The following is a 21,477-nucleotide window of genomic DNA, read 5'->3' as shown; positions in this document are numbered from 1 at the left end:
CGCATCAAATAGTTTAGCGCTAAGATAGCAATGACAAAGATAAAGGAGGAGCCCCGATGAACCAGCCGATCGCGAGCCTCCGACGGCTTCGCTCCGTAGAACTTCGCACCACCGCGTGCGCCGACTCCGTCGACTTCTACACCAACGTCTGGGGGCTGCAGGCCGTCGAACACGGTGACGGACAGGCCTGGCTGCGCGGCACGGGGGAGGAGCATCACGTCCTGCAGCTCACCGACGCCGATCGGAACGGGCTGGGGCGCATCACCTTCGCCGTCGCCACGCCGTCCGACGTCGACGAGGCCGCCCGTCGCCTCGAGGCACGGAACATCCCGATCGTCGCGGGGCCCGGTCCCACCGGAGAGATCTCGGCCGGATACGGCGTCAGCTTCGTCGACCACGAGGGCCGCGTCGTCTCGCTCCTCGCCGACGCACTGGCGGTGCCGATGCTCCGCCGGGAGGACCCGGTGCCGGTAGGCGTCACCCACGTGGTCCTCAACACCGTCGACATCGACGCGTCCGTGCAGTTCTACTGCGACGTGCTCGGCATGCGTGTCTCGGACTGGTCCGAGCACCAGATGGCCTTCCTGCGCTGCAACTCCGACCATCACAGCATCGCGTTCAATCAGGCCGAGTGGGCGTCGTTGAACCACGTCGCCTACGAGATGCCGACGATCAATCAGTTCATGCGCGGCATCGGCCGCCTCCGGCACAACCGGATCCTGCCACTGTGGGGGCCGGGGCGACACGGCCCGGGCGACAACACCTTCTCGTACTTCGCCGATCCAGCAGGTCTGGTGTGCGAGTACACGTCCGGCGTCGCGCAGATCGACGAGGACCGCTGGTTGTGCCGCGTGTGGCGGCGGGTGCCCGAACTCTCGGACACCTGGGGGACCGCGGGGCCGCCGTCGGCAGACGTCCGATCGCACATGGCCGGTGTGCCCGACCCCGGCGCCTTCGACCGCCACCCGGAACTGATGGGAGTCGCCCGATGAACGCACTGCTCACCGGACTGCACGTCCGCGACGAGGGGGACGGCCCGACGCTGGTGATGCTGCACGGCATCGGCGGAAGCGCCGCGACCTTCGACCCGCAGTACGCCGAACTCGGCGGCCGCATGCGGCTGATCGCGTGGGACGCCCCCGGCTACGGCGCGTCCGACGACGTCGACTCCCCGCTGTCGATGGACGACTACGCGGACCGCGTCGCCGCGCTGATCGAGGAGTGCTGCGGCGACGTCGGCGCGCACGTCCTCGGCATGTCGTGGGGCGGCGTGATCGCCACCCGACTCGCGCTGCGCCGCCCGGACCTGGTCCGCAGCCTGGTGCTCGGCAGCTCGACCGTCGGCTCCGGAGCCACCGACGAGGGCGCGGCGGCCATGCGCAGTCGAGCAGCCGAGCTGGCGGCCGACCCGACGGCTTTCACGACTGCGCGCGCCACCAGACTGGCGGGCGCGGGAGCGGACGACGGCCACATCGCCGCCGTCGCCGACGCCATGCTCGCGACGATCCGACCGGCCGGCTACACCAGTGCAGCCGAGTCGATGGCGGCCACCGATCACACCGCGGATCTGCCGTCGATCGAGCTGACGACGCTGGTGATGGCGGGCGACCGCGACGAGATCACCGGCGTCGACGCCGCCCAGCTCCTCGCCGGCGGCATCCCCGGCGCCGTGTATGTGATGCTCCGCGGCGCAGGGCATCTCGCCAACCAGGACTCGCCGGCGGCCTTCAACGCCTGGCTCGAGTCGTTCATTCAGATCGCGGAACGACTCCGCAACCACTGACCCGACCAACCACAAGAAAACGAACAGACAAGGAGTTCCGCCATGGACTACCAGACCGCCGACCTCGCCGATTACGCCGACTCGATCATCCTCACCCGCGAGAGCCGCTTCGAGGACTGGGACGCGCTCGGCTTCCAGACCAAAGCGGGCGATCAGTTCGCCCGCGCCCAGATCCGGTACGTCGGATCGGGTGCCACCGGCGACCACTCGACCGACACCCGCACCATCAAGTCGCAGGGCTTCACCTTCTCGAACATGCTGCTTCCGGCCGGCGCCGAGGGCCCCGAACACACCCACTTCGACGCCGAAGAAGCGTTCTTCGTCCTGGAAGGCGAGATCGAGGTGGCCGTCCACCGCGGCGCCGAGATCGCGAAGCGCACCCTCGGCTACCGCGACATGATCGTCGTCCCGGCGGGGGTGCCGCGCAGCCTCAAGAACGTCACCGCCCAGCCCGCCCTGTTCTGCGTCATCATCGGCGCGCAGAAGCCGCAGGTCCCGACCTACCCGGAGACCTCGGTGATGCACGGCATCACACGAGACTGACCGCCATGCCGTTCCACGGAAAGACCATCGTCATCACCGGCAGCGGACGCGGGCTCGGCTTGGCGATCGCGCGCCGCGTCGGCCGCGACGGCGCCCGTGTGTGGATCACCGACATCCGCGCGGACTGGGGGCAGGCGGCGGTCGAGAGCCTCGTCGCGGACGGGATCGACGCGCGGTTCGCCCCGCTGGACGTGCGGTCCGCCGAATCCGTCGACGCCATGGTGGCGACGGTGACCGCCGACGGCCCGATCTACGGCCTGATCAACAATGCGGCCCTGGCCGACGGCGTCGGCGGGCGGGCGATCCACGAGCTGACCGTCGAGGAGTGGGATCGCGTTCTGGACGTCAACCTCCGCGGCACCTTCCTGGTCAGCCGCGCCGTCGCACCGCACCTCATCGGGCAGCGGGCCGGACGGATCGTGACCATCGGGTCCGACGCGGCGCTCTACGGCTCAGCGAAACTGTGTCACTACATCTCGTCGAAGGGCGGCGTCTCGGCGTTGACCCGCGGGATGGCGCGCGACCTCGGCGAGTACGGCATCACCGTCAACACGGTGTCGCCGGGGCTCACCGAATCGGAGTCCGCTGAGAAGGTCCCCGAGCATCGGCACGAACTGTACCGCCGGAATCGGGCGCTCGACCGGCCGCAGCAGCCCGCCGATCTGGTGGGTGCGGTCGCGTTCCTCCTCGGCGACGAGGCCTCGTACATCACGGGGCAGCAGCTCGTCATCGACGGCGGCTTCGTCTTTCACTGAGCCACACCGCCGTCCACCCGCACCGCTGTCCATCCGCACCTCGTTCACCAGAGAGCACCACCATGGATCTCCTCCTCTCCGACCGCACCTACGTCGTCACCGGCGGCAGCTCGGGCGTCGGGCTGGCGACCGTCGCCGAACTCCTCGCCGAAGGCGCCTGCGTCGCGACGTGCGCGCGGGACGGCGACCGCTTGACCGCAGCGATCGCGGACGTCGCGCCCGATGCGGGTGACCGCGTGCTCGCGGTCTCCGCCGACGTCCGCAACCGCGACGACGTCGCCGCCCTCGTCACCGGCGCCGTCGACCGCTTCGGCGGCATCGACGGGCTGGTCAACAATGCGGGCGGGTCACGGATGGCGCCGCTGTGGGAGACCAGCTTGGCCGACTGGCACGACGAGCTCGATCTCAAGTTCGCCGGCGTCCTGAACACGGTCGACGCCGCGCGCGGTCACCTCGCCGCGTCCGATGCGGCGTCGATCGTGAACATCAATGCCGTGCTCGCGAAGCAGCCGGAGACGCGACTGATCGCGACCTCCGCGGCGCGCGCCGGGCTGCTGAATCTCAGCAAGTCGCTGTCGTTCGACCTCGCGCCGAGGATCCGTGTGAACTCGGTGCTGCTCGGCCTCATCGACACCGGGCAGTGGCAGCGCCGCTACGCAGAGTCCGGCGACGCTCGCCCGTTCGCGGACTGGGAGCACGACATCGTCGCCGACCGCGGTGTCGCCCTCGACCGATTCGGCCGCGCCGACGAGGTCGCGGCGGTGGTGGCGATGCTTCTGTCGCCGCGGTCGTCGTACGTCACCGGCACCACCGTCGAGGTGGCGGGCGGCGTCTCGCGATACGTCTGAACGACGAACTCACCCCACCCACATCCCCAGCTCTACCAGCCCTGACCAGCGGAGATTCCCATGAACCAGAAACCCCAGGCCAACGGCGGCGACCTGCTCGTCGACGTTCTACGCGAAGCCGGAGTCGACACCGTCTTCGGCATCGTCAGCGTCCACAACCTCCCGCTGGTCGAGGCCGTCGCCAAGCACCTGCGATTCGTCCCGGTGCGGCACGAAGCCGGTGCGGTCAACGCCGCCGACGGCTATGCGCGCGCTTCGGGCGGGCTGGGCTGCGCGCTCACCAGCACCGGAACCGGTGCGGGCAATGCCGCGGGCTCGCTGATCGAATCGCTCAGCGCCGACACCTCGGTTCTGCACATCACCGGACAGGTGCAGTCGCAGTACCTCGGGTCGGGCCGCGGCTTCATCCACGAGACCAAGGACCAGCTGGGCATGCTGGCCGCGATCTCCGCCCACGCCGCCACCATCACCGACGCCGTGTCGGCCGGCGAGATCCTGCGCGACGGCGTCCGCCGCGCCCTCACCCCGCGCGGCGGTCCGGTCTCGATCGAGTGGCCCATCGATCTGCAGTACGCGGCGCAGGAGCGCACCGTCGGACGGGTCCCCGCCGCCGTCGAGCTGCCGCGGCCGTCGACCGCCGACATGGACGCCGTTCGGGCGGAGATCGCCGCGGCCCGACGCCCGGTGATCTGGGCGGGCGGCGGCGCAACTCGCGCGGGCAAACAGTTGACGTCGTTGATCGAGCAGTGGGGTGTTCCGCTGCTCACCAGCAACTCGGGTCGCGGCGCCGTCGACGAGGGGCACGACCTCTGCGTCGGCAACTACGCAGCCACCCCCGGCGGACGCGAGCTCCTGGCCGACGCCGACCTGCTGATCTCGCTCGGCACGCACTTCCGCAGCAACGAGACCGGCGACTACTCCCTTCCGATCCCCGGTCGGCACGTGCAGGTGGACCTCGACCCCGCAGCGCCGGGGCGCGTGTTCCAGGCGACCGTCGCGGTGGTCGCCGACGTCGACGCGGTGCTCGCCGAGCTCCTCGACACCGTCTCCTTCGACGGCCTGGTGGACCCGGAGTGGACGGCGCGCGCGACGGCGACACGGAACGCTGTGCGGGCCACGCAGCGCGAGAGCCTGGGCGACCACGCCCTCCTGTGCGATGCCGTCCGCACCGCCTTCCCGAGCTCCTCACCGGTGGCGCGCGATGTCACCATCGCCTCCAGTGCCTGGGGCAACCGCCTGCTGCCGTTCTCCGATCCGCGGACCAACATCTTCCCGCATGGGGGCGGCATCGGGCAGGGGCTGGGGATGGCGATCGGCGCGGCGCTGGCCGACGAGACCCGGCCGACCCTCGGCATCGCAGGAGACGGCGGCCTGGCGGTGCATCTGGGCGAGCTGCTCACCGTCGCGCAGGAGCGACCGTGGTTGGTCCTGTTGGTGTTCAACGATGCGGGCTACGGCGTGCTGCGCAATATGCAGGCGGCGACCGGCCCCACGTACGCGGTCGATCTCGCAACGCCCGACTTCGCGCAGCTCGCCGGCGCCGTCGGGATCGACTACCGGCGTATCGGCACGGTCGACGACGCCGAGTCCGTGCTCCGTGACGCCGTCGCGCAGCAGGCTCCGGTGCTGGTCGAGGTCGATCTCGCGTCGTTCGGTCCCATGCCCAAGCCGTTCACTCCGCCGGTCACCGTGCCGTAGAGCCACGGGTACCGCAGACGGATGTCGTGGGCGACATCCGAGAAAACATGTGACACCAATAACAATTAAGTGCTAAGCTATTAACCACTAAAGCAAATAAGTACGGCTGGGAGGGTGTCAGCGATGAGCCTCGAAGCAGGACCGCAGAACCTCGAAACCGGGACCTACGAACTGGTGGTCCGGGAGATGCGTTGGGAGGCCGACGGCGTGATCGCCGTCCGCCTCGAGGAGCAGAACGGAGCCACGTTGCCGACCTGGCAGCCGGGTGCGCACATCGACATCCACCTCGGCAAGGGGATCGTCCGGCAGTACTCGCTGTGCGGCGATCCGGCCGACCGGACGTCGTACCGGATCGCGGTGCTGCGTGACCCGTCGACCCGCGGCGGCTCCAAGTATGTGCACGAGACTCTCCGGCCGGGCCACCTGGTCGCGGTGAGCCTGCCGCGCAACAACTTCGAGCTGCTGGAGGCGGCCGAGTACGTCTTCGTCGCCGGCGGTATCGGCATCACGCCGATGCTGCCGATGATCTTGGCGGCCGAGAACGCCGGAGCGCAGTGGGAACTGCACTACGGCGGACGCAGCCGAGACACCATGGCGTTCCTGCCCGATCTCGCCGCCTACGGTGAGCGGGTCCGCGTCGTCAGCGAAGACGCCGAAGGCGTGATCGACCTGAAAGCGCTGCTCGGTGCGCCGCGCCCGGACACGCTGGTCTACACCTGCGGACCCGAAGGCCTGCTCAGCGCCGTCGAAGGCACCTGCTGCGACTGGGACTCCGACGCCGTCCGCTTGGAACGGTTCAAGCCGAAGGCCCGTGCCGAGAACGAGGCGGAGCCAGCGGACTCGCCGATCAGCGTTCGGTGCGAGAGGTCCAGCGTCACCGTCGAAGTGGGCCCCGACATCCCGATCATCGACGCGCTGGAGAACGCAGGCGTCGACGTGCCGAACTCCTGCCGCGAAGGCATGTGCGGCAGCTGTGAGACCCGTGTCCTGTGTGGCACGCCCGATCACCGCGACTACGTCCTCTCCTCCGCGGAGCAGGAATCCGGCGAAACGATGATGATCTGCGTTTCGCGAGCAACCACAGCCCAACTCGTACTGGACCTCTAGGAGAAGAATCGATGAGTCTGTACATGGTGCCGATCCAAACGCGGACCGGCGATCCCACTCCCTACGAGCATCAGCTCGCGGTCGCGATCGAGGGGGTGTTCGGCGAGGGTGAGCACAGCCTGGAAGGCCTCGTCGAAGGCCTCAACGCCGCGGGTGTCTTCGCGCCCGACGGGCAGGTCTGGACGGCCGACTCCTTCACCACCGAAATCGCACGATTGGGGAACCGATAATGGCACGCTTCTACAGCCGGGGAGCGCTCTCGGCCGACGAGATCTTCGCGACCGGCCTGCGCGACCAGTGGCATGCCGTCTGCCCGTCGACCTGGGTGGAGCGCGGCGCCATCCGCAAGCTGCGTCGGCTCGGTGAGGACTGGGTTCTGTACCGACAGTCCGACGGCACCGTCCGCATGCTCGCCGACCGCTGCCCGCACCGCGGTGCGCCGCTGTCGCACGGCATGCACCTCGGCGACCGGATCGCGTGCAAGTACCACGGCGTTCAGGTCGACGGCGACGGCACTGTGCTCTCCGTTCCCGGAATGCCGGGCTGCAACCTCGAGGGCAAGAAGTTGGTGCGCGCGCTGCCGGTGCAGGAGATCGGCGGCGCGATCATCGCCTGGTTCGGCATCGATCCGGAGACCGAACCCACGCCGCTCGAGGTGCCCGATCCGCTTGCCGACGAAGGCATCTCGGAGTTCCTCTGCTACACCGAGTGGGAAGCGCCCTGGCGATTCGCGGTCGAGAATCTGCTCGACCCCATGCACGGCGCCTTCCTGCACCACGAGTCGCACTCGATGTTCGGCGGTGCGCAGTCCGCGCGGTTCCGGATCCGCGAGACCGACCGCGGCTTCTTCTTCGAGAAGACCGATCAGCGTGGCATGAACTTCGACTGGGTGGAGTTCTGCCGCAGCGGCGTGGACTGGGTCGACCTGGAGATTCCGTACCCGGCCACGGCCGGCCCCGGCGGACCGTTCGGCATCGTCGGCATGGCGACGCCGATCGACGCGGGCACTACCGCGATCTTCTTCTGGCGGTATCGCCGCGTGGTCGGCTGGGAGCGCGACGTCTGGCGCTTCCTGTATCGCACCACCCTCGAGGAGCGGCATTGGGCGGTGCTGCAGCAGGACCGCGCGATGCTGGAGGGCATGGCGCCCGACGCGGACCAGGCCGAGAACCTCTACCAGCACGACCTCGGGGTGATCCGCCTCCGGCGCATGTACCGCGCGCAGGCCGAGGAGCAGGCCAAGCTGCTGGCCGACGCCTGATCTGCCCCGACGACGACCGCGCCCCGTCCGAAAGGACGGGGCGCGGTCGCGGTCGGATGGTGAGGCAGGCGATCAGGCGCTGTGCGCTTCGCCCTCCGCTTCGGCGTCGATGATCGACGTCTCGAGCTTCTGCAGCAGTGTCGAGAGTGCGCGCTGATCGGCCTCGTCCAAACCCTGCAGGAGCCGCAGTTCGTTGGCGAAATGCGCGCTCGCGGTCTGGTCGATCAAGCTGAGTCCGGTGGTGGTCAGGCACACGTACACGATCCGGCGGTCGTCCGGATCGCGTTTGCGTTCCACCAGACCCGCCTTCTCCAGTCGGTCCACGCGCAGGGTGACGCCGCCCGTGGTGACCAGCATCGTCTTGGCGAGTTCGCCCGAGGTCATCCGGTACGGCGCGCCGTTGCGACGCAGCGAGGCGAGGACGTCGAACGAGGCCATGTTGAGGTCGTAGTCGGAGAACAGGCTCGACAGCGACGTCTGGTACAGCAGGTAGGCGCGGTGGAGGCGGCCGAACACCTGGAGCGCCGAGACGTCCATGTCGGGACGTTCGTGACCCCACTGCCCGACGATGTCGTCGACGGCGTCCTGCTCGTCGCGCGTTGTCATGCTGCTGCCTCCTTCGAGCGAACCGTTGCGCATCGGTGAATGACTAGTGCTCGCCCTGTCCGACGTGGGCGATCGCATCGATCTCCACGGTGGCGCCGTACGGCAGGTTGCTCACTTCGAGAAATGTCCGTGCCGGACGAGGGACCGCGAAGAGTCGCTCGAACTGTCGGTTCGCTTCCTCGCGCAGTGAGAGGTCAGTCACGTAATAGGTCAGTTTAACCACGTCGCCCAGGCCGGCTCCGACCGTCTCCAATCGCTCGGTCATCCGGACGACGGCGGCGTCGAGCGCCTGATCCCGACCGGCGACCGGCTGGTAGTCGGCATCGACGGACAGGGCGCCCGAGACGTAGACGGTGTCGCCGGCGCGGAAGGCCGGGCTGTACGGGTGCTGGGGCGAGACGCTCGTCGTCATGGATGACCTCCGGTAGAAGAATACTCACTAAATATCTTAGTGGTAAAGGAAATGAATGCAAGGTCTGGAGCGTCACCTCGCAGGCTCTGCTCCGTTCCGAATGGAATGCGGTGACGTGAACCACTGTAAATCTGATAACGTGTGTTCGCAGACTGTCGCGCGGATGAACTCGGGATCGGGCGATGAGCCGACTACGCTGCTGAATCATGACCGATCTCCTCGACACAGCACGCGAATCCATGGCTGTCGTCGCACGTGGAATCTCGCAGAAGGGCCCGTGGGGCCAGGTGTACGGTCCGCTGGATCTGGACATCCCGGCCGGTGGACTGACCATCCTGCGCGCCGAGGCCGGTGCCGGGCGGACCGCGTTGCAGATGACCCTCGCCGGACGGATGAAGCCCAACGCCGGAACTCTCGACGTCTTCGGCCGCACCCGCGCCAAAGACGTCTTCGCCGTCTCGACCCTCGCGGGCATGGCGGCGCTCGACGACGTCTACGCCTCCGTGCGGGTCGTGGACCTGCTGACCGAGAAGATCCGGTGGGACGCCCCCTGGTATCGGCTGATCGGGAAAGCGAGCCAGGCCGACCTGGAGCGGATCTGCCGACCGGTGTTCGGCGAGCTGCCGCTGCCCGCACTCAGTAGTTACGTCGAAGAGCTCTCGGAGCTCGACGGCCTGCTGCTGCGGGTGGCGCTCGCCAACACGAAGGCGTTACCGCTGCTCGTCGTCGGCAACGTCGATCAGGTGACCAGCGACGAGAACCACCGGATCGTGGTCTCCCGACTGGTCGCGCTCGGGCAGCACCAGACGGTCGTCACCACGACGGTCAATCCCGTCGACCCGGCCCTCGGCTACCGCGCATTCATCGACGTGCCGTCGATGCTGCCTGCCGGAGAGGCCACCGAAACCATTGTCCGCACAGATGTGCAGGGGGAGAACTGATGCTGGCGGGAATGTCGCTCGGCACTGAGCTGAAACGCTTTTCCAAGGGGACGATGCCGCGCATCGCGATCCTCACCATCATCCTGATGCCGCTGCTCTACGGCGCCATGTACCTGTGGGTGTTCTGGAATCCGTTCGACGAGGTGGCGAAGGTCCCCGTCGCGCTCGTCAACCAGGACGAGCCGGTGGAGGCGAACGGAACCACCCTCAACGCGGGCGAGCAGGTGCGCGACCAGCTGCTCAGCTCGGGAGAGCTCGACCTGCACGCCGTCAGTGCGCAGCAGGCGGCCGACGGGCTCGCGAGCGGCAAGTACTACTTCACGATCTCGATCCCCGAGGACTTCTCGTCGTCGATCGCGTCGGCGCTGACCGCGCAACCGCACAAGGCCAAGATCCAGTTCACCTACAACGATGCGAACAACTACCTCGCAGGCATCATCGGGCAGAACGCCGCAGCCCAGGTCACGCAGGCGCTCAACGACAAGATCGGCGGCCAGGCCGTCGACCAGGTTCTGGTGGGCCTCACGACCGCCGGTGACGGGTTGAAGAAGGCGGCCACCGGTTCGGAGCAGCTCGCCGACGGACTCACCCAGGCCGATGCCGGCGCTCAGAAACTGGCCGCAGGCTCGAAGGAGCTGGCGACCAACATGATCACGGCGCGTGAGGGGTCGGCCGAACTCGCCGACGGAACCACACAGCTCGCCAACGGCATCAACTCGGCCACCGCACCGTTGACCAGCCTCTTGAGCCAGGTGCAGTCCTCGGGGATCAAGCCGTCTCAGTACGCGAACGACGCCGCGGCGCTGTCGTCCGATCTGTCCGACGTGCTCGGCGTCATCAGCGCTGCGGGAGCCGGACAGTCGCAGGCGGAGCAATCGGTGGCGCAGGTGGTCGCGGGGCTGCGACGCAGCTCCGACCCGAACATGCGTGCGCTGGCGAATGCGCTTGCGCCGGTTCAGGACTTCTTGAAGACGCAGGGCGTGAACCCCTCGACGACGGCCAAGGTCAACCGGCTGGCGCAGCAGTCCGACAATCTGTCCGCCCAACTCGGCGACAAGAACTCGCCGCTGCGCTCCACCCTGCTCATGCTCGAGAACGGACAGCTCGCGGGCAAGGTCGGGGAGCTGCAGAGCGGTGCGAATCAGCTTCAGGCCGGTGCGGCCAAACTGCACGACGGGCTGGTCCAGTTGACCGACGGCAGCGAGCAGCTGGCCACCGGTGCGGGCGAGCTGGCCGACGGGACGCCGAAGCTCTCGGCGGGAGCGGACGAGCTCGCCGTCGGCCTGGCCGACGGCGTCAAGCAGCTGCCGAACTTCGGCAGTGACGAGCAGCGGGAGAAGACGGCGACCAACCTGTCGCAGCCGGTGGAGCTCAGCTCCTTCACGCACAACAGGGCGCCGACCTTCGGCGCGGGATTCGCTCCGTTCTTCCTGCCGCTCGCGATGTTCATCGGCGCGATCATCATCTGGATGATGTTGAAGCCGCTGCAGTCGCGTCCGGTGATCGCCGGGCTCGGCGGGATCCGATCGGTGCTGTCGTCGTACTGGCCCGCCATCCTCATCGCGACGGCGCAGGTGGTCGTGATGTTCGCCGTCGCGCACTTCGCTGTCGGCCTCGACGCCGTGCACCCCATCGGCATGCTCGCGTTCATGCTGCTGGTCTCCGGAACCTTCCTGGCGTTGATACAGATGTTCAACGCGGTCTTGGGGGTGGCCGTCGGCAGAGTGGTGTCGCTGGCCTTCCTGATGGTCCAGATCGTCGCCTCCGGTGGCATCTATCCGGTGGAGACGACGGCGAAACCGGCGCAGTGGTTCCATCCGTACGATCCGATGAGTTACGCGGTGACCGGACTGCGCCAGCTGATCAGCGGAGGCATCGACTCGCGCCTGTGGATCGCCGTCGCCGTCCTCGGCGGGATCTCCGCGGTCTGCCTCGCGATCAGCACCTGGGCGGCCAGACGGAACCGGCAGTACACGATGGTTCAGCTCTACCCGCCGATCGAAGTCTGACCGATCAGATTCCCCGCTCAGCGGTGGCATTGGCCTGAGCGGCTATGTCGATGCTGAGCGGGGAACTCTATCCAGGTGCGAGTGGGTATGGGCGCCCGCGCGCACCGCTGCCAGGATCGTCGCCTCGGTCGTCGGCCAACAGAACACGATCCGGACCTGACTGCGCACGTGAATGTTCCTGCTGCGAAGCCGGAACCGGGTCATCGTCTCGGGCCCGGACTCCGCCTGCGGATCGCACCGGTCGAGGAGCTGCTGGATCCGTCGGGGTGCGTCGCGGAACTGGTACTCGATCTGTTCCATCGTCATGAGCCCCCGATTCAGAATGGAATCGCACACCACGACGAAGCCCTCGTCGTTGAGGCAACGCGCCGCGTGGCGGAGCGCGGTCGGGATGTCGTCGACGAGACCCTGTTCCGGTTCAGGGCGGCGGAACTGCTTGCAGAACGGGCCTTTTCGCGTGCGCACCGATGCACTGTTGCCGCGGACGTGGAGGCGATGGTCTTCGGGAGTCCACACTCCACGGCGATTCAGTGCGGTCACGCAGCTGATGACTCCGCCGCGACGCACGGCGGCGACATCGGCGGCGGGCGGGTCTCCGGCGGCGTACCAACCGTGGCGGATGCGCCGGATGACTCCGGACCCGATCAGGCGGTCGAGTTCGGCTCTGCCGAAGGTCGCGAGAAGCTCGCGGTAGGGGTACACGCCGTCGGGCAGGGAGTTCATGAGAGCACTCTCGCCCGGACAACGATGCCGTGAGACCGCGTTCGCTGCCTGATCGGCAGACTGTGGATTGATCGCGCGATTTCCACAGATCTGGCACGACGGCAGGGCGATGGCGGCGCGCACCGCACCAGATTCCCCGCTCAGCGTCGGCGTTCGCCTGAGCGGCGATGCCGACGCTGAGCGGGGAAATCTATCCGGCTCTGGACAACTCGATCAGCTTGGCGACGGTCCGGAGGTTGCGGCCGGTGCCGGTGACACCGAGCGCCTTCGCGATCTTCGCCGGCGTGAGCTTGGTGGCGCCTGCGCCTGCGGGGTAGTCGATGTGCAGCTCCCGACCGATCACCTGCAGGCGTTCGCCCCCGCCGAAGTCCTGAGCGCAGAACGACGCCGCCGCCTCAGCGGCGGGTTCGCCGGTCAGGAAGTAGAGGTGGCCGTGGGGAGCGGCGCCGAACGGGTAGGCGGCGAGTGCCCGTTCCAACTCGTCGGGGCTGCGGCCGATCGCCTCGCGGAAGTAGCCGAACTCGTTGGAGATCGCCTGTTCGAGGGCCCGGTCGAAGGAGTCCGGATCCCCAGGCGGGTTGCATAGGAGATTCCCCGAGGCGATGTACGTGGAGACATCCGTGGCGCCGAGTTCGGCGGCGATCTCCCGCAATCGCGCCATCGGCAGCGTGGCGCCACCCACGTTGACGGCGCGGAGGAGGACCACGTGACCGACAGCCATACCCGACTCCTGACCCGGTAGCGTTGTGCGTCATGAGCGACGCCGGAACCACCTCGAAGATAGTGGAGATCTCGACCGACGGTGCCTGCCTGGGTAATCCCGGCCCCGGAGGATGGGGCGCAGTTCTCCGCTACGGAGACGTCGAGAAGGAGATCTCGGGCGCCGAGCCCGACACCACCAACAACCGCATGGAGCTGATGGGCGCGATCGAGGCGCTCAACGCGCTCAAGCGACGCTCGTCGGTGATCCTGTACACCGACTCAAGCTATGTCCGCAACGGCATCACCAAGTGGGTCGCCGGCTGGCAGCGCAACGGGTGGAAGACGGCGAGCAAGCAGCCGGTCAAGAACGCCGACCTCTGGAAAAAGCTGATCGAGGCCGAGAAGAACCACGAGGTGGAGTGGCGCTGGGTGAAGGGCCACGCGGGCGACAAGTACAACGAGATCGCCGACACGTTGGCGAGCAGTGCGGCGAGGGAGTTGCGCGACGGCGCCCGGTGACCGGCTGCGCAGAAGGGGGCGACCATGACTGACACGCTGTTCGCGGACATCTCCGAATGGCAGCCGCCGCTCGACGACTCGTACCCGTACAGCTGGTTGTCGATCCGCAGCAACGACGGCACCTACCGCGATCGCCGCTGGTCCCACAACTGGGACACCGCTCGCCGGTGGCTCGACTCCGGGCGGTTGCGCGGTGTGATCGTCTACGTGGTCTATCGGTCCAACTGGCGCGACTGCCTGGACGTTCACCGAGCGATGCAGTCCGAGAACCGTCCGGATGTGGTGTCGATGGTCGACGTCGAATCGTGGGGCGGTCAACTGGTCGGCGACCACTCCGACGGCATCAATCGGCTGGTGTGGGGCATCGGGGACTGGCGCGGGCCGCGCATCGACGGGCGACCCCGCCGTGTCATCGGGTACTGGAACCCGAGCGCCGATCCCGGGCTGTGGCGCGACCGTCCGCCCATCGGGTTCATCGTCCCGAGCTACGGGCGCAGCCCGCGGTTCTCGGCCCAGGTGCAGGACGTTCGCCGACGGATGATCGCCCATCAATACACCGACGGCACGATCGGCTGTGGCGGCGCGCTCCCGTGCGGATACGGGACGGTGCGGTGCGACATGAACAGCGCGAACGGTCGCGATCCCGAGGAGCTGCGGATCGCGACCGGTATCGGGGTGGACTAGACCGGCGCGTCCACCTCGTCGACCGGCGCCGAGAACTGGGCGTTGTACAGGCGGTAGTAGGCGCCCCGCTTCTTCAGCAGGGCGTCGTGGTCGCCCTGTTCGACGATGTGACCGTCCTCCATCACGACGATCAGGTCAGCGTTGCGGATCGTCGAGAGGCGGTGCGCGATCACGAAACTCGTGCGGTCCTTGCGGAGGTTCGCCATCGCCTTGCCGATGAGGAGTTCGGTACGGGTGTCGACCGAACTCGTCGCCTCGTCGAGGATCAGGACCGTCGGCTTCGCGAGGAAGGCGCGGGCGATCGTGATCAGCTGCCGCTCACCCGCGCTGACGCCGCCGCCCTCGTCGTCGATGACGGTGTCATAGCCGTCGGGCAGGGTGCGGACGAAGTGGTCGACATGGCTGATCCACGCCGCTTCCATGACGTCTTCCCGGCTGGCCGACGGGTCGCCGTAGGCGATGTTGTCGTAGATGGTGCCGCCGAACAGCCAGGAGTCCTGCAGCACCATACCGGTGCGTTCGCGGAGGTCGTCGCGCGTCATCTGGGCGGCGTCGGCGTCATCGACGAAGATCCGGCCCTCGTCGACCTCGTAGAACCGCATGATCAGGTTCACCAGCGTGGTCTTGCCCGCGCCGGTGGGCCCCACGATCGCGATCATGTCGCCGGGCTGGGCCTCCAGCGAGAGATTCTCGATCAGCGGGCGATCGTCCTGGTAACGGAACGAGACGTCGTCGAACACGATGTGCCCGCGGTCGGCGGCCGGGGTCACGGGGCGGGCCGGGTCGGTGCCCTCTTCCTCCTCGTCGAGGATGTCGAAGATCCGCTCGGCCGAGGCGACGCCGCTCTGCATCAGATTGAACATGGAGCCGATCTGCGTGAGCGGCTGCGTGAACTGACGCGAGTACTGGATGAACGCCTGCACCTCGCCGAGGCTCAGCTGGCCGGATGCGACCCGCAGGCCGCCGACCACGGCGACCGCGACGTAGTTCAGGTTCCCGAGGAACATGATCGTCGGCATCACGATGCCGGAGATGAACTGCGCCCGCCAGCTCGACGCGTAGAGCTTCTCGTTCCGGTCGTCGAACTCGGCCTCCACCTGGGCGCGACGCCCGAACGCGGTCACCAATTCGTGCCCGGTGAACGCCTCCTCGATCTGCGCGTTGAGGGCGCCGGTCGACGTCCACTGCCCGATGAAGTGCGGCTTGGACCGCTTGGCGATCGCCGCCGTGGCAATGGCGGCGACGGGGATCGTCGCCACCGCGATCAGCGACAGCAACGGCGAGATCGTGAGCATCATGATGAGGATCGCGATGACCATGAGCAGCGAGTTCACCAACTGGCTGATGGTCTGCTGCAGCGACTGCGACAGGTTGTCGAGGTCGTTGGTGACACGGCTGAGGAGGTCGCCGCGCGCCGACGCGTCGTAGAACGAGAGCGGCAGGCGATGGATCTTCGCCTCCACCTGCGCGCGCAGCTTGGTGACGGTGCCGACCACCACGATGTTGAGCAGGTAGGCGCCCAGCCAGCCGAGGACGGCGGAGCCGAGGTACAGCGCGAGGACGCCGAGGAGAATACGGCCGACGGCCCCGAAGTCGACTCCCTGACCGGGAATCACGTCCATCGACGCGACCATGTCCGCGAACGTGTTCTGCCCGTGCTCACGAAGCTGCTCGACGGCCTGCGCCTTGGTGATCCCCTCGGGGAGCCGCGCGCCGATCACACCGGAGAACAATTCGTCGGTGGCGTTGCCGAGCACGCGCGGCGCGTACGCGGTCAACGCGACGGACCCGACCATCGAGCCGATGATGATCAGCATCCGACCGCGGTAGTCGCCGAGTCGTCGCACCAGGCGTTTCAGCGACGGTGTGAACGACTTCGCCTTCTCCAGCGTCGGGGTGGCTCCGGGAGGTCCGCCGCGGCTCATGCGCCCGCTCCGATCGACAACTGAGATTCGGCGATCTCGGCGTAGGTGGGACAGGTCTTCAACAGCTCGGCGTGGGTGCCGAGCCCCACGACGGTGCCGCGGTCCAGGACGACGATCTGGTCGGCCGCGGTGATCGTCGAGATGCGCTGTGCGACGACGACCATCGCGGCGTCGCGAGTGGCGGGGACCAGGGCTTCGCGGAGCCGCGCATCCGTGGCGAGGTCGAGGGCGGAGAACGAGTCGTCGAAGAGGTAGATCGACGGTTTGCGAATCAGGGCGCGCGCGATGGCGAGCCGCTGCCGTTGACCGCCGGACACGGTGGTGCCGCCCTGCGCGATCGTGGTCTGGAGGCCGTCGGGCATCGCACGGACGAAGTCGGCGGCCTGCGCGATGGTGAGCGCCTCCCACATCTCGTCCTCGGTGGCGTCGGAGCGGCCGTGGCGGAGGTTGCTCTCGATGGTGCCGGAGAACAGGTAGGGGCGCTGCGGGATCAGACCGAAGTGCTGCCGCAGGCGGTCGGGGTCGGCGTCGCGCAGATCGGTGCCGCCGATGCTGATGGAGCCGCCGGTCACGTCGAGCATGCGAGGCAGCAGGTTGATCAGCGTGGTCTTGCCGGAGCCGGTGGATCCGACGATCGCGGTGACGGTGCCCGGCGCCGTCGAGAACGAGATGCGCGACAGCACCGGCTCGTCGGCGCCGGGATAGCGGAACTCGACGTCGTTCAGGCTGAGCACGGCGGGGTCGCCGACGATCGGCTGCGGGTTGTCGGGTGCGGTGACCGTGGTCTCGGTGTCGAGCACCTCGCAGATGCGGTCGGCGCAGACTCCGGCGCGCGGGGCCATCATCGCGAGGAACGACGCCATCATCACCGACATCATGATCTGCATGACATAGCTGATCATCGCGGTGAGCGCGCCGATCTCGACGGTGCCGTCGTCCACCGAGTGGGCGCCGAACCACAGTACGGCGACCAGCGTCAGGTTGGTGATCAGCATGACCGCCGGGAACATCAGCGCCATCATCCGGCCGACGCGCAGCGAGGCGTCGGCGAGCCGGTCGTTGGCGACGCCGAACCGCTCGGTCTCGTGCCGCTCGCGGACGAACGCACGCACCACGCGGATACCGGTGATCTGCTCGCGCATCACGCGGTTGACGTCGTCGATCCGGGTCTGCATGGCGCGGAAGCCCGGAATCATCCGGGAGATGATCAACCCCATCGTGAGGCCGAGGACCGGCACCGCGATCGCCAGCACCCAGGAGATCGGGGCGGCGACGCGCACACCCATGATGATGCCGCCGATGCCCATGATCGGCGCGGCCACCAGGATCGACATCGCCATCACCGCGAGCAGCTGCACCTGCTGGACGTCGTTGGTGGTGCGGGTGATCAACGACGGCGCACCGAAGCGACCCACCTCGCGGGTGGAGAATCCGTTGACCCGATGCAGGAGGTCGTGGCGGATGTCGCGGCCGCCGCCGAGCGCGGCCTGCGCACCGAAGTACATCGCTGCGACCGAGCAGATGATCTGCGCGAAGGAGATCGCGAGCATCCAGCCGCCGGTGGAGAGGATGTAGCCGGTGTCGCCGCGGGCGACACCGTAGTCGATGATGTCCGCGTTGAGCGTCGGGAGATAGAGCATGGCTGCGGTCGACACCAATTGCAGGAGGACGACCGCGGCGACGGCGCCGCGATAACGCAGCACGTAGGTCCGCAGCAGGCGAGTGAGCACGTGTACACACTACGTGCGGGTGCCGACAGGTGCGACGAGGTTTTGCCGGAGGAGCCGCTCAAACGGACTGTGCCGCTCTCCGGATCGGGAACGGAGAACGGCACAGGCGGGCGGGTCACGTTACGTCAGCGCGACGGCGGCCTCCGGCGTGTACGTGAGGTAGGTGAACGACTCGAAGAAGTACAGATTCACCGAGTCGGCGTCGTGCGAGTCGTACCCGATCGAGACGTCCTGACCGATGGTGAGGTCGAAGTCGCCCCCGCGCGTGGAGACCAGGAAACCGCCGTCGATCGCGGGCGCCCAGACGATCTCGCCGTCGACCAGGATGCGGCGGATGTGCTCGCGGATCGGGTAGCCGTGGTCGGAGGTCTCGTTGACCTGCGTGTACTTCTCGGCCGAGAGGGCGAGCGAGTACGGTCCGTCGACCGAGTCGAGGCGCAGTTTGCTGATGGCCTGGCTGATCATCTCGGGGTAGTCGCGGACGTCGTCGGGCAGGGCGATCTGATTGACGCCCGATTCGTGTCCGACGCCGGTGATCTGGGCCGCGGTGTAGCCCTCGAAGATCGCGCGGTCCTCGGCCAGCGCGAGCTCGCGCGCGGCGCGGACGACCGGATCCCAGTCGGAGTCGGCGGCACCGCGGTCGACGTTGTCGATGGCCTCGCGGGTGACGGTGAACGGCACCTTCAGCTCCACCAGCGGCTGCGTGTGGCGGAGGAAGGCCTCGATGCCGTCGGCGGGGGAGTCGATCTTGGTGCGGTGACCGCGGGTCACCGAGTCGACGTCCAATCCCAGCGGGCCCTTCACGTCCACCAGACGACGGCCGGCGACGTTGCGCTTGAACGAGCGGGAGGCCTCTTCCTCGATCTCCTTCCACGCGGCGGCGGAGATCGGAGCGAGACTGCGGTGCAGATTGTCCATCGTCGAAATTCCTATCTCGAGTGATCGTGCGAAATTCGGTCGTGCCTCACGGGAGGTCTGTGTCGGTCCAACGTCTATCTGAGCGAGCCGATTCCCAGTGAGCCGTCGGGCTCGGGTTCCGGCTCCGGTTCCTCGTCGGCCGCGCTGGGGGCGGGCGGCAGATCAGCGAGGAACTGCGCCGACGGCGCGAAGAACTGGGTACCGGTGATCGCCGTGGTGAAGTCGAGGAGCCGGTCGTGGTTGCCTTCGGGGTCGCCGATGAACATGTTGCGCAGCATCACCTCGGTGATCTCCGGAGTCTTCGAGTAGGCGATGAAGTAGGTGCCCTTCTCGCCGTCGCCTGCCACGTCGCCGAAGGGCATGTTGTCGCGGAGGATCTCCTGCGCCTCCCCGTCGACGTCCGGGAGGTTGGTGAGCGCCGTGTGCGCGTTGGTCGGTTTGACGTCGTCGGCCATCTCGACGTTCTCGAATTTGGAACGCCCGAACGCGTCTTCCTGGTCGGGGACCGGCAGCGCGTTCCACGCGGCGAGGTCGGTGACGTACTTCTGGACGGCGACGTAACTGCCGCCTGCGAAGTCGGGATCGGTGTCGGCGTCGACGGTGATGGTCGCGACCGCGTCGGCGCCCGCCGGATTCTCGGTTCCGTCGACGAACCCGGTGAGATCGCGCATGTCGAAGTAGCGGAAGCCGTGGGTCTCGTCGACGGTGCTGACGGCGTCGCCGAGTGTGGCGGTCCAGAGTCGGCCGACCTCGAAGGTGAGGTCGGGGCGGCTGGACTTGATGTGCAGCAGGACATCACCCGGCGTCGACGGCGCCGTGTGGACCTCGCCGGTGAGTTCGATGAACGGATGCAGCTCAGCGGGGCGAGGCCCGCTGAACAGTCGGTCCCACGCCTGCGAGCCGATGCCGATGATGGCGGTCAGGGTGGCGTCGGGAAACCGTGACGACACCGTGGTCACGATGCCGTCGAGGCCTTCGATCCCGTCGCGGACGGCGTCTTCTCCGCCGTCGTTCACTGTCAGCACGAGAAACAATGCAGACGGCGTCTTGTCGGTCACGATGTTCTGTCCGGTGTCCACGGCACCAGACTAACGCGGCGCACCGACATGGGCCGGAGACCGGCGGAGAACGCCGATGGCCGGCACCCGTAGCGGGTGCCGGCCATCGGTGAGAGCCAGGTGCGATCAGAAGAACGCGGGGCGGAACGTGGTGTTCCAGGACTGCTTGAAGCGGGCCTGCCAGTAGTCCCACCAGTGCACGCCGTCGGGGCTGATGTGCGTGGTGAGGCGCACGCCCGGAACGGTCGCGAGACGGGCGATGTACAGCTGCGAGCTGGTCGACGCGGCGACCTCGAGCGGGACCATCTGCGCGAACTTGGTCGGGTTGAAGTTGCCGCTGCCCGGCGTGACGCTCGAGTCGTACTTGCTGCCGACGCCGGTGCCCGACGAGACGTAGACGTAGTGGCCTGCGAGGTTGCCTGCCGACAGGAACGGATCGTTGGCGAACCACTCACCGGCGGGGTAGAAGCCCCACATGTTGGTCGGGTTGCCGCCCATGACGGCGACCGACTGCTGGATGCCCTGGGTGAACCCGGGCATGGTGACGGTCGGGTAACCGCTGTACGACGCGACGGCCTTGTAGAAGCCAGGGTGGCGCGAGGCCAGGTTCAGCGCGGCGGTGCCGGACATCGACAGACCCGCGATGCCGTTGCGGCGGTTGTCGCTGTTGTGCTTCGCCTTCATGTAGGCGGGGAGCTCCTTGGTCAGGAAGGTCTCCCACTTCTGGGTGCCGAGCTTCGGGTCGCGTCGCTCCCAGTTGGTGTAGAAGCTGCCGCCACCGCCGAACGGGATGGCGACGTTGGTGCCCTTGCCGACCATCCAGCGGTCGACGTTGGTGTTCTGCAGCCAGCCGCTGGTGTTGTTCGGGGCGCGCAGGCCGTCGAGGAGGTACAGGGTCGGCTTGGCCCCGCTGCCGCCACCGTCGACGATGCGGACCGGAATCTTCCGGTTCATCGACTTCGAGTACACGTACTCGGTGGTTCCGGCGGCCTGGGCCTGCGGTGCGACTGCAACCGCGGTGCCCGCGAGCGTCGCAACAGCGGCGACAGCCACGAGCAGGCGTTTGCCAACGCTCTTCAGCATGAAAAGTCCTTCGGTTCGGCGGCCGCTCGCGCGACCCGTTCTCGTCGTGCCCGTTCATCGGGTGAACTTCGGCGGCGACGTCCGGGCCGGGTGACCCGTTGCGTACCCCCGCACGAGTGGTGAGGTTATCGGACGCACCCGGACGCCGCAAAGGCTAGCGGTGTATTCGGTG

General features: G+C 67.8%; 22 protein-coding genes. 13 read left to right on the top strand and 9 right to left on the bottom strand.

Annotated features, from left to right (window positions below; translation table 11 throughout):
- The first annotated feature begins 56 nt into the window (after positions 1-56).
- The 9 genes from GH2_RS05640 to GH2_RS05600 all read left to right on the top strand — a co-directional run bounded on the left by GH2_RS05640 (position 57) and on the right by GH2_RS05600 (position 7,995).
- Complete coding sequence (locus GH2_RS05640) at positions 57-992, top strand: VOC family protein (RefSeq protein ID WP_066164140.1); 936 nt, start codon at positions 57-59, stop codon at positions 990-992.
- Entirely contained in the window at positions 989-1,783 is a 795-nt protein-coding gene (locus tag GH2_RS05635) for an alpha/beta fold hydrolase (RefSeq protein ID WP_066164137.1), read from the top strand. The genes GH2_RS05640 and GH2_RS05635 overlap by 4 nt, the downstream gene beginning before the upstream one ends.
- A 42-nt stretch (positions 1,784-1,825) precedes the next feature.
- Positions 1,826-2,326, top strand: a complete 501-nt coding sequence (locus GH2_RS05630) for a cupin domain-containing protein (RefSeq protein ID WP_066164134.1) — start codon at positions 1,826-1,828, stop codon at positions 2,324-2,326.
- Between the two features lie 5 nt (positions 2,327-2,331).
- A complete protein-coding gene (locus GH2_RS05625; RefSeq protein WP_066164131.1) occupies positions 2,332-3,081 on the top strand; it encodes a 3-oxoacyl-ACP reductase family protein in 750 nt (249 codons plus the stop codon).
- Between the two features lie 62 nt (positions 3,082-3,143).
- Entirely contained in the window at positions 3,144-3,929 is a 786-nt protein-coding gene (locus tag GH2_RS05620; protein WP_066164126.1) for an SDR family oxidoreductase, read from the top strand.
- A gap of 60 nt (positions 3,930-3,989) precedes the next feature.
- Complete coding sequence (locus GH2_RS05615; RefSeq protein WP_066164123.1) at positions 3,990-5,627, top strand: thiamine pyrophosphate-binding protein; 1,638 nt, start codon at positions 3,990-3,992, stop codon at positions 5,625-5,627.
- A gap of 123 nt (positions 5,628-5,750) precedes the next feature.
- A complete protein-coding gene (locus GH2_RS05610; protein ID WP_066164121.1) occupies positions 5,751-6,734 on the top strand; it encodes a PDR/VanB family oxidoreductase in 984 nt (327 codons plus the stop codon).
- 11 nt (positions 6,735-6,745) lie between these two features.
- The gene (locus GH2_RS05605; RefSeq protein ID WP_066164119.1) at positions 6,746-6,964 is read left to right on the top strand and encodes a recombinase-like helix-turn-helix domain-containing protein; all 219 of its coding nucleotides are present in this window, start codon (positions 6,746-6,748) and stop codon (positions 6,962-6,964) included.
- Entirely contained in the window at positions 6,964-7,995 is a 1,032-nt protein-coding gene (locus tag GH2_RS05600) for a Rieske 2Fe-2S domain-containing protein (protein WP_066164116.1), read from the top strand. Before GH2_RS05605 ends, GH2_RS05600 begins: the two co-directional genes overlap by 1 nt.
- A 72-nt stretch (positions 7,996-8,067) precedes the next feature.
- Here the strand turns inward: GH2_RS05600 and GH2_RS05595 are convergent, their stop codons facing one another.
- Both GH2_RS05595 and GH2_RS05590 read right to left on the bottom strand, forming a co-directional pair.
- Positions 8,068-8,601: a MarR family winged helix-turn-helix transcriptional regulator gene (locus GH2_RS05595; protein ID WP_066164367.1), complete on the bottom strand. Its 534-nt coding sequence runs from the start codon at positions 8,599-8,601 to the stop codon at positions 8,068-8,070.
- 43 nt (positions 8,602-8,644) lie between these two features.
- Positions 8,645-9,013, bottom strand: coding sequence for a RidA family protein (locus GH2_RS05590; protein WP_066164113.1), 369 nt, complete (start codon positions 9,011-9,013; stop codon positions 8,645-8,647).
- Between the two features lie 206 nt (positions 9,014-9,219).
- Between GH2_RS05590 and GH2_RS05585 the strand changes: the two genes are divergently transcribed.
- On the top strand, positions 9,220-9,954 hold the full coding sequence (locus GH2_RS05585; protein ID WP_066164110.1) for a hypothetical protein: 735 nt from the start codon (positions 9,220-9,222) through the stop codon (positions 9,952-9,954).
- Positions 9,954-11,963: a YhgE/Pip domain-containing protein gene (locus GH2_RS05580; protein ID WP_066164107.1), complete on the top strand. Its 2,010-nt coding sequence runs from the start codon at positions 9,954-9,956 to the stop codon at positions 11,961-11,963. Before GH2_RS05585 ends, GH2_RS05580 begins: the two co-directional genes overlap by 1 nt.
- 42 nt (positions 11,964-12,005) lie before the next feature.
- Here the strand turns inward: GH2_RS05580 and GH2_RS05575 are convergent, their stop codons facing one another.
- A complete protein-coding gene (locus tag GH2_RS05575) occupies positions 12,006-12,686 on the bottom strand; it encodes a hypothetical protein (RefSeq protein WP_066164364.1) in 681 nt (226 codons plus the stop codon).
- A gap of 190 nt (positions 12,687-12,876) precedes the next feature.
- Positions 12,877-13,407 (bottom strand): DUF1697 domain-containing protein, encoded by a 531-nt coding sequence (locus GH2_RS05570; RefSeq protein WP_066164104.1) that lies wholly within the window; start codon positions 13,405-13,407, stop codon positions 12,877-12,879.
- Positions 13,408-13,439: 32 nt separating this feature from the next.
- On the opposite strand from GH2_RS05570, the gene rnhA reads away from it, so the two are divergent.
- On the top strand, positions 13,440-13,907 hold the full coding sequence (gene rnhA, locus GH2_RS05565; RefSeq protein WP_066164101.1) for a ribonuclease HI: 468 nt from the start codon (positions 13,440-13,442) through the stop codon (positions 13,905-13,907).
- Positions 13,908-13,931: 24 nt separating this feature from the next.
- Positions 13,932-14,591 (top strand): hypothetical protein, encoded by a 660-nt coding sequence (locus tag GH2_RS05560; RefSeq protein ID WP_066164097.1) that lies wholly within the window; start codon positions 13,932-13,934, stop codon positions 14,589-14,591.
- Here the strand turns inward: GH2_RS05560 and GH2_RS05555 are convergent.
- The 5 genes from GH2_RS05555 to GH2_RS05535 all read right to left on the bottom strand — a co-directional run bounded on the left by GH2_RS05555 (position 14,588) and on the right by GH2_RS05535 (position 21,305).
- The gene (locus GH2_RS05555; protein ID WP_066164093.1) at positions 14,588-16,516 is read right to left on the bottom strand and encodes an ABC transporter ATP-binding protein; all 1,929 of its coding nucleotides are present in this window, start codon (positions 16,514-16,516) and stop codon (positions 14,588-14,590) included. The genes GH2_RS05560 and GH2_RS05555 overlap by 4 nt on opposite strands.
- Entirely contained in the window at positions 16,513-18,246 is a 1,734-nt protein-coding gene (locus GH2_RS05550; RefSeq protein WP_066164090.1) for an ABC transporter ATP-binding protein, read from the bottom strand. The genes GH2_RS05555 and GH2_RS05550 overlap by 4 nt, the downstream gene beginning before the upstream one ends.
- Before the next feature lie 120 nt (positions 18,247-18,366).
- Positions 18,367-19,164 (bottom strand): family 1 encapsulin nanocompartment shell protein, encoded by a 798-nt coding sequence (locus GH2_RS05545; protein ID WP_066164087.1) that lies wholly within the window; start codon positions 19,162-19,164, stop codon positions 18,367-18,369.
- A gap of 74 nt (positions 19,165-19,238) precedes the next feature.
- Positions 19,239-20,243, bottom strand: coding sequence for a Dyp-type peroxidase (locus GH2_RS05540; RefSeq protein ID WP_066164085.1), 1,005 nt, complete (start codon positions 20,241-20,243; stop codon positions 19,239-19,241).
- 105 nt (positions 20,244-20,348) lie between these two features.
- Positions 20,349-21,305, bottom strand: a complete 957-nt coding sequence (locus GH2_RS05535; protein ID WP_066164083.1) for an alpha/beta hydrolase — start codon at positions 21,303-21,305, stop codon at positions 20,349-20,351.
- Positions 21,306-21,477: the final 172 nt, after the last annotated feature.

Origin of the sequence: Gordonia hydrophobica NBRC 16057, from assembly GCF_001592365.1 — a bacterium.
In the GTDB taxonomy this organism is placed as follows: Bacteria; Actinomycetota; Actinomycetes; order Mycobacteriales; family Mycobacteriaceae; genus Gordonia; species Gordonia hydrophobica.
This window is presented reverse-complemented; position numbering and strand designations above follow the sequence as displayed.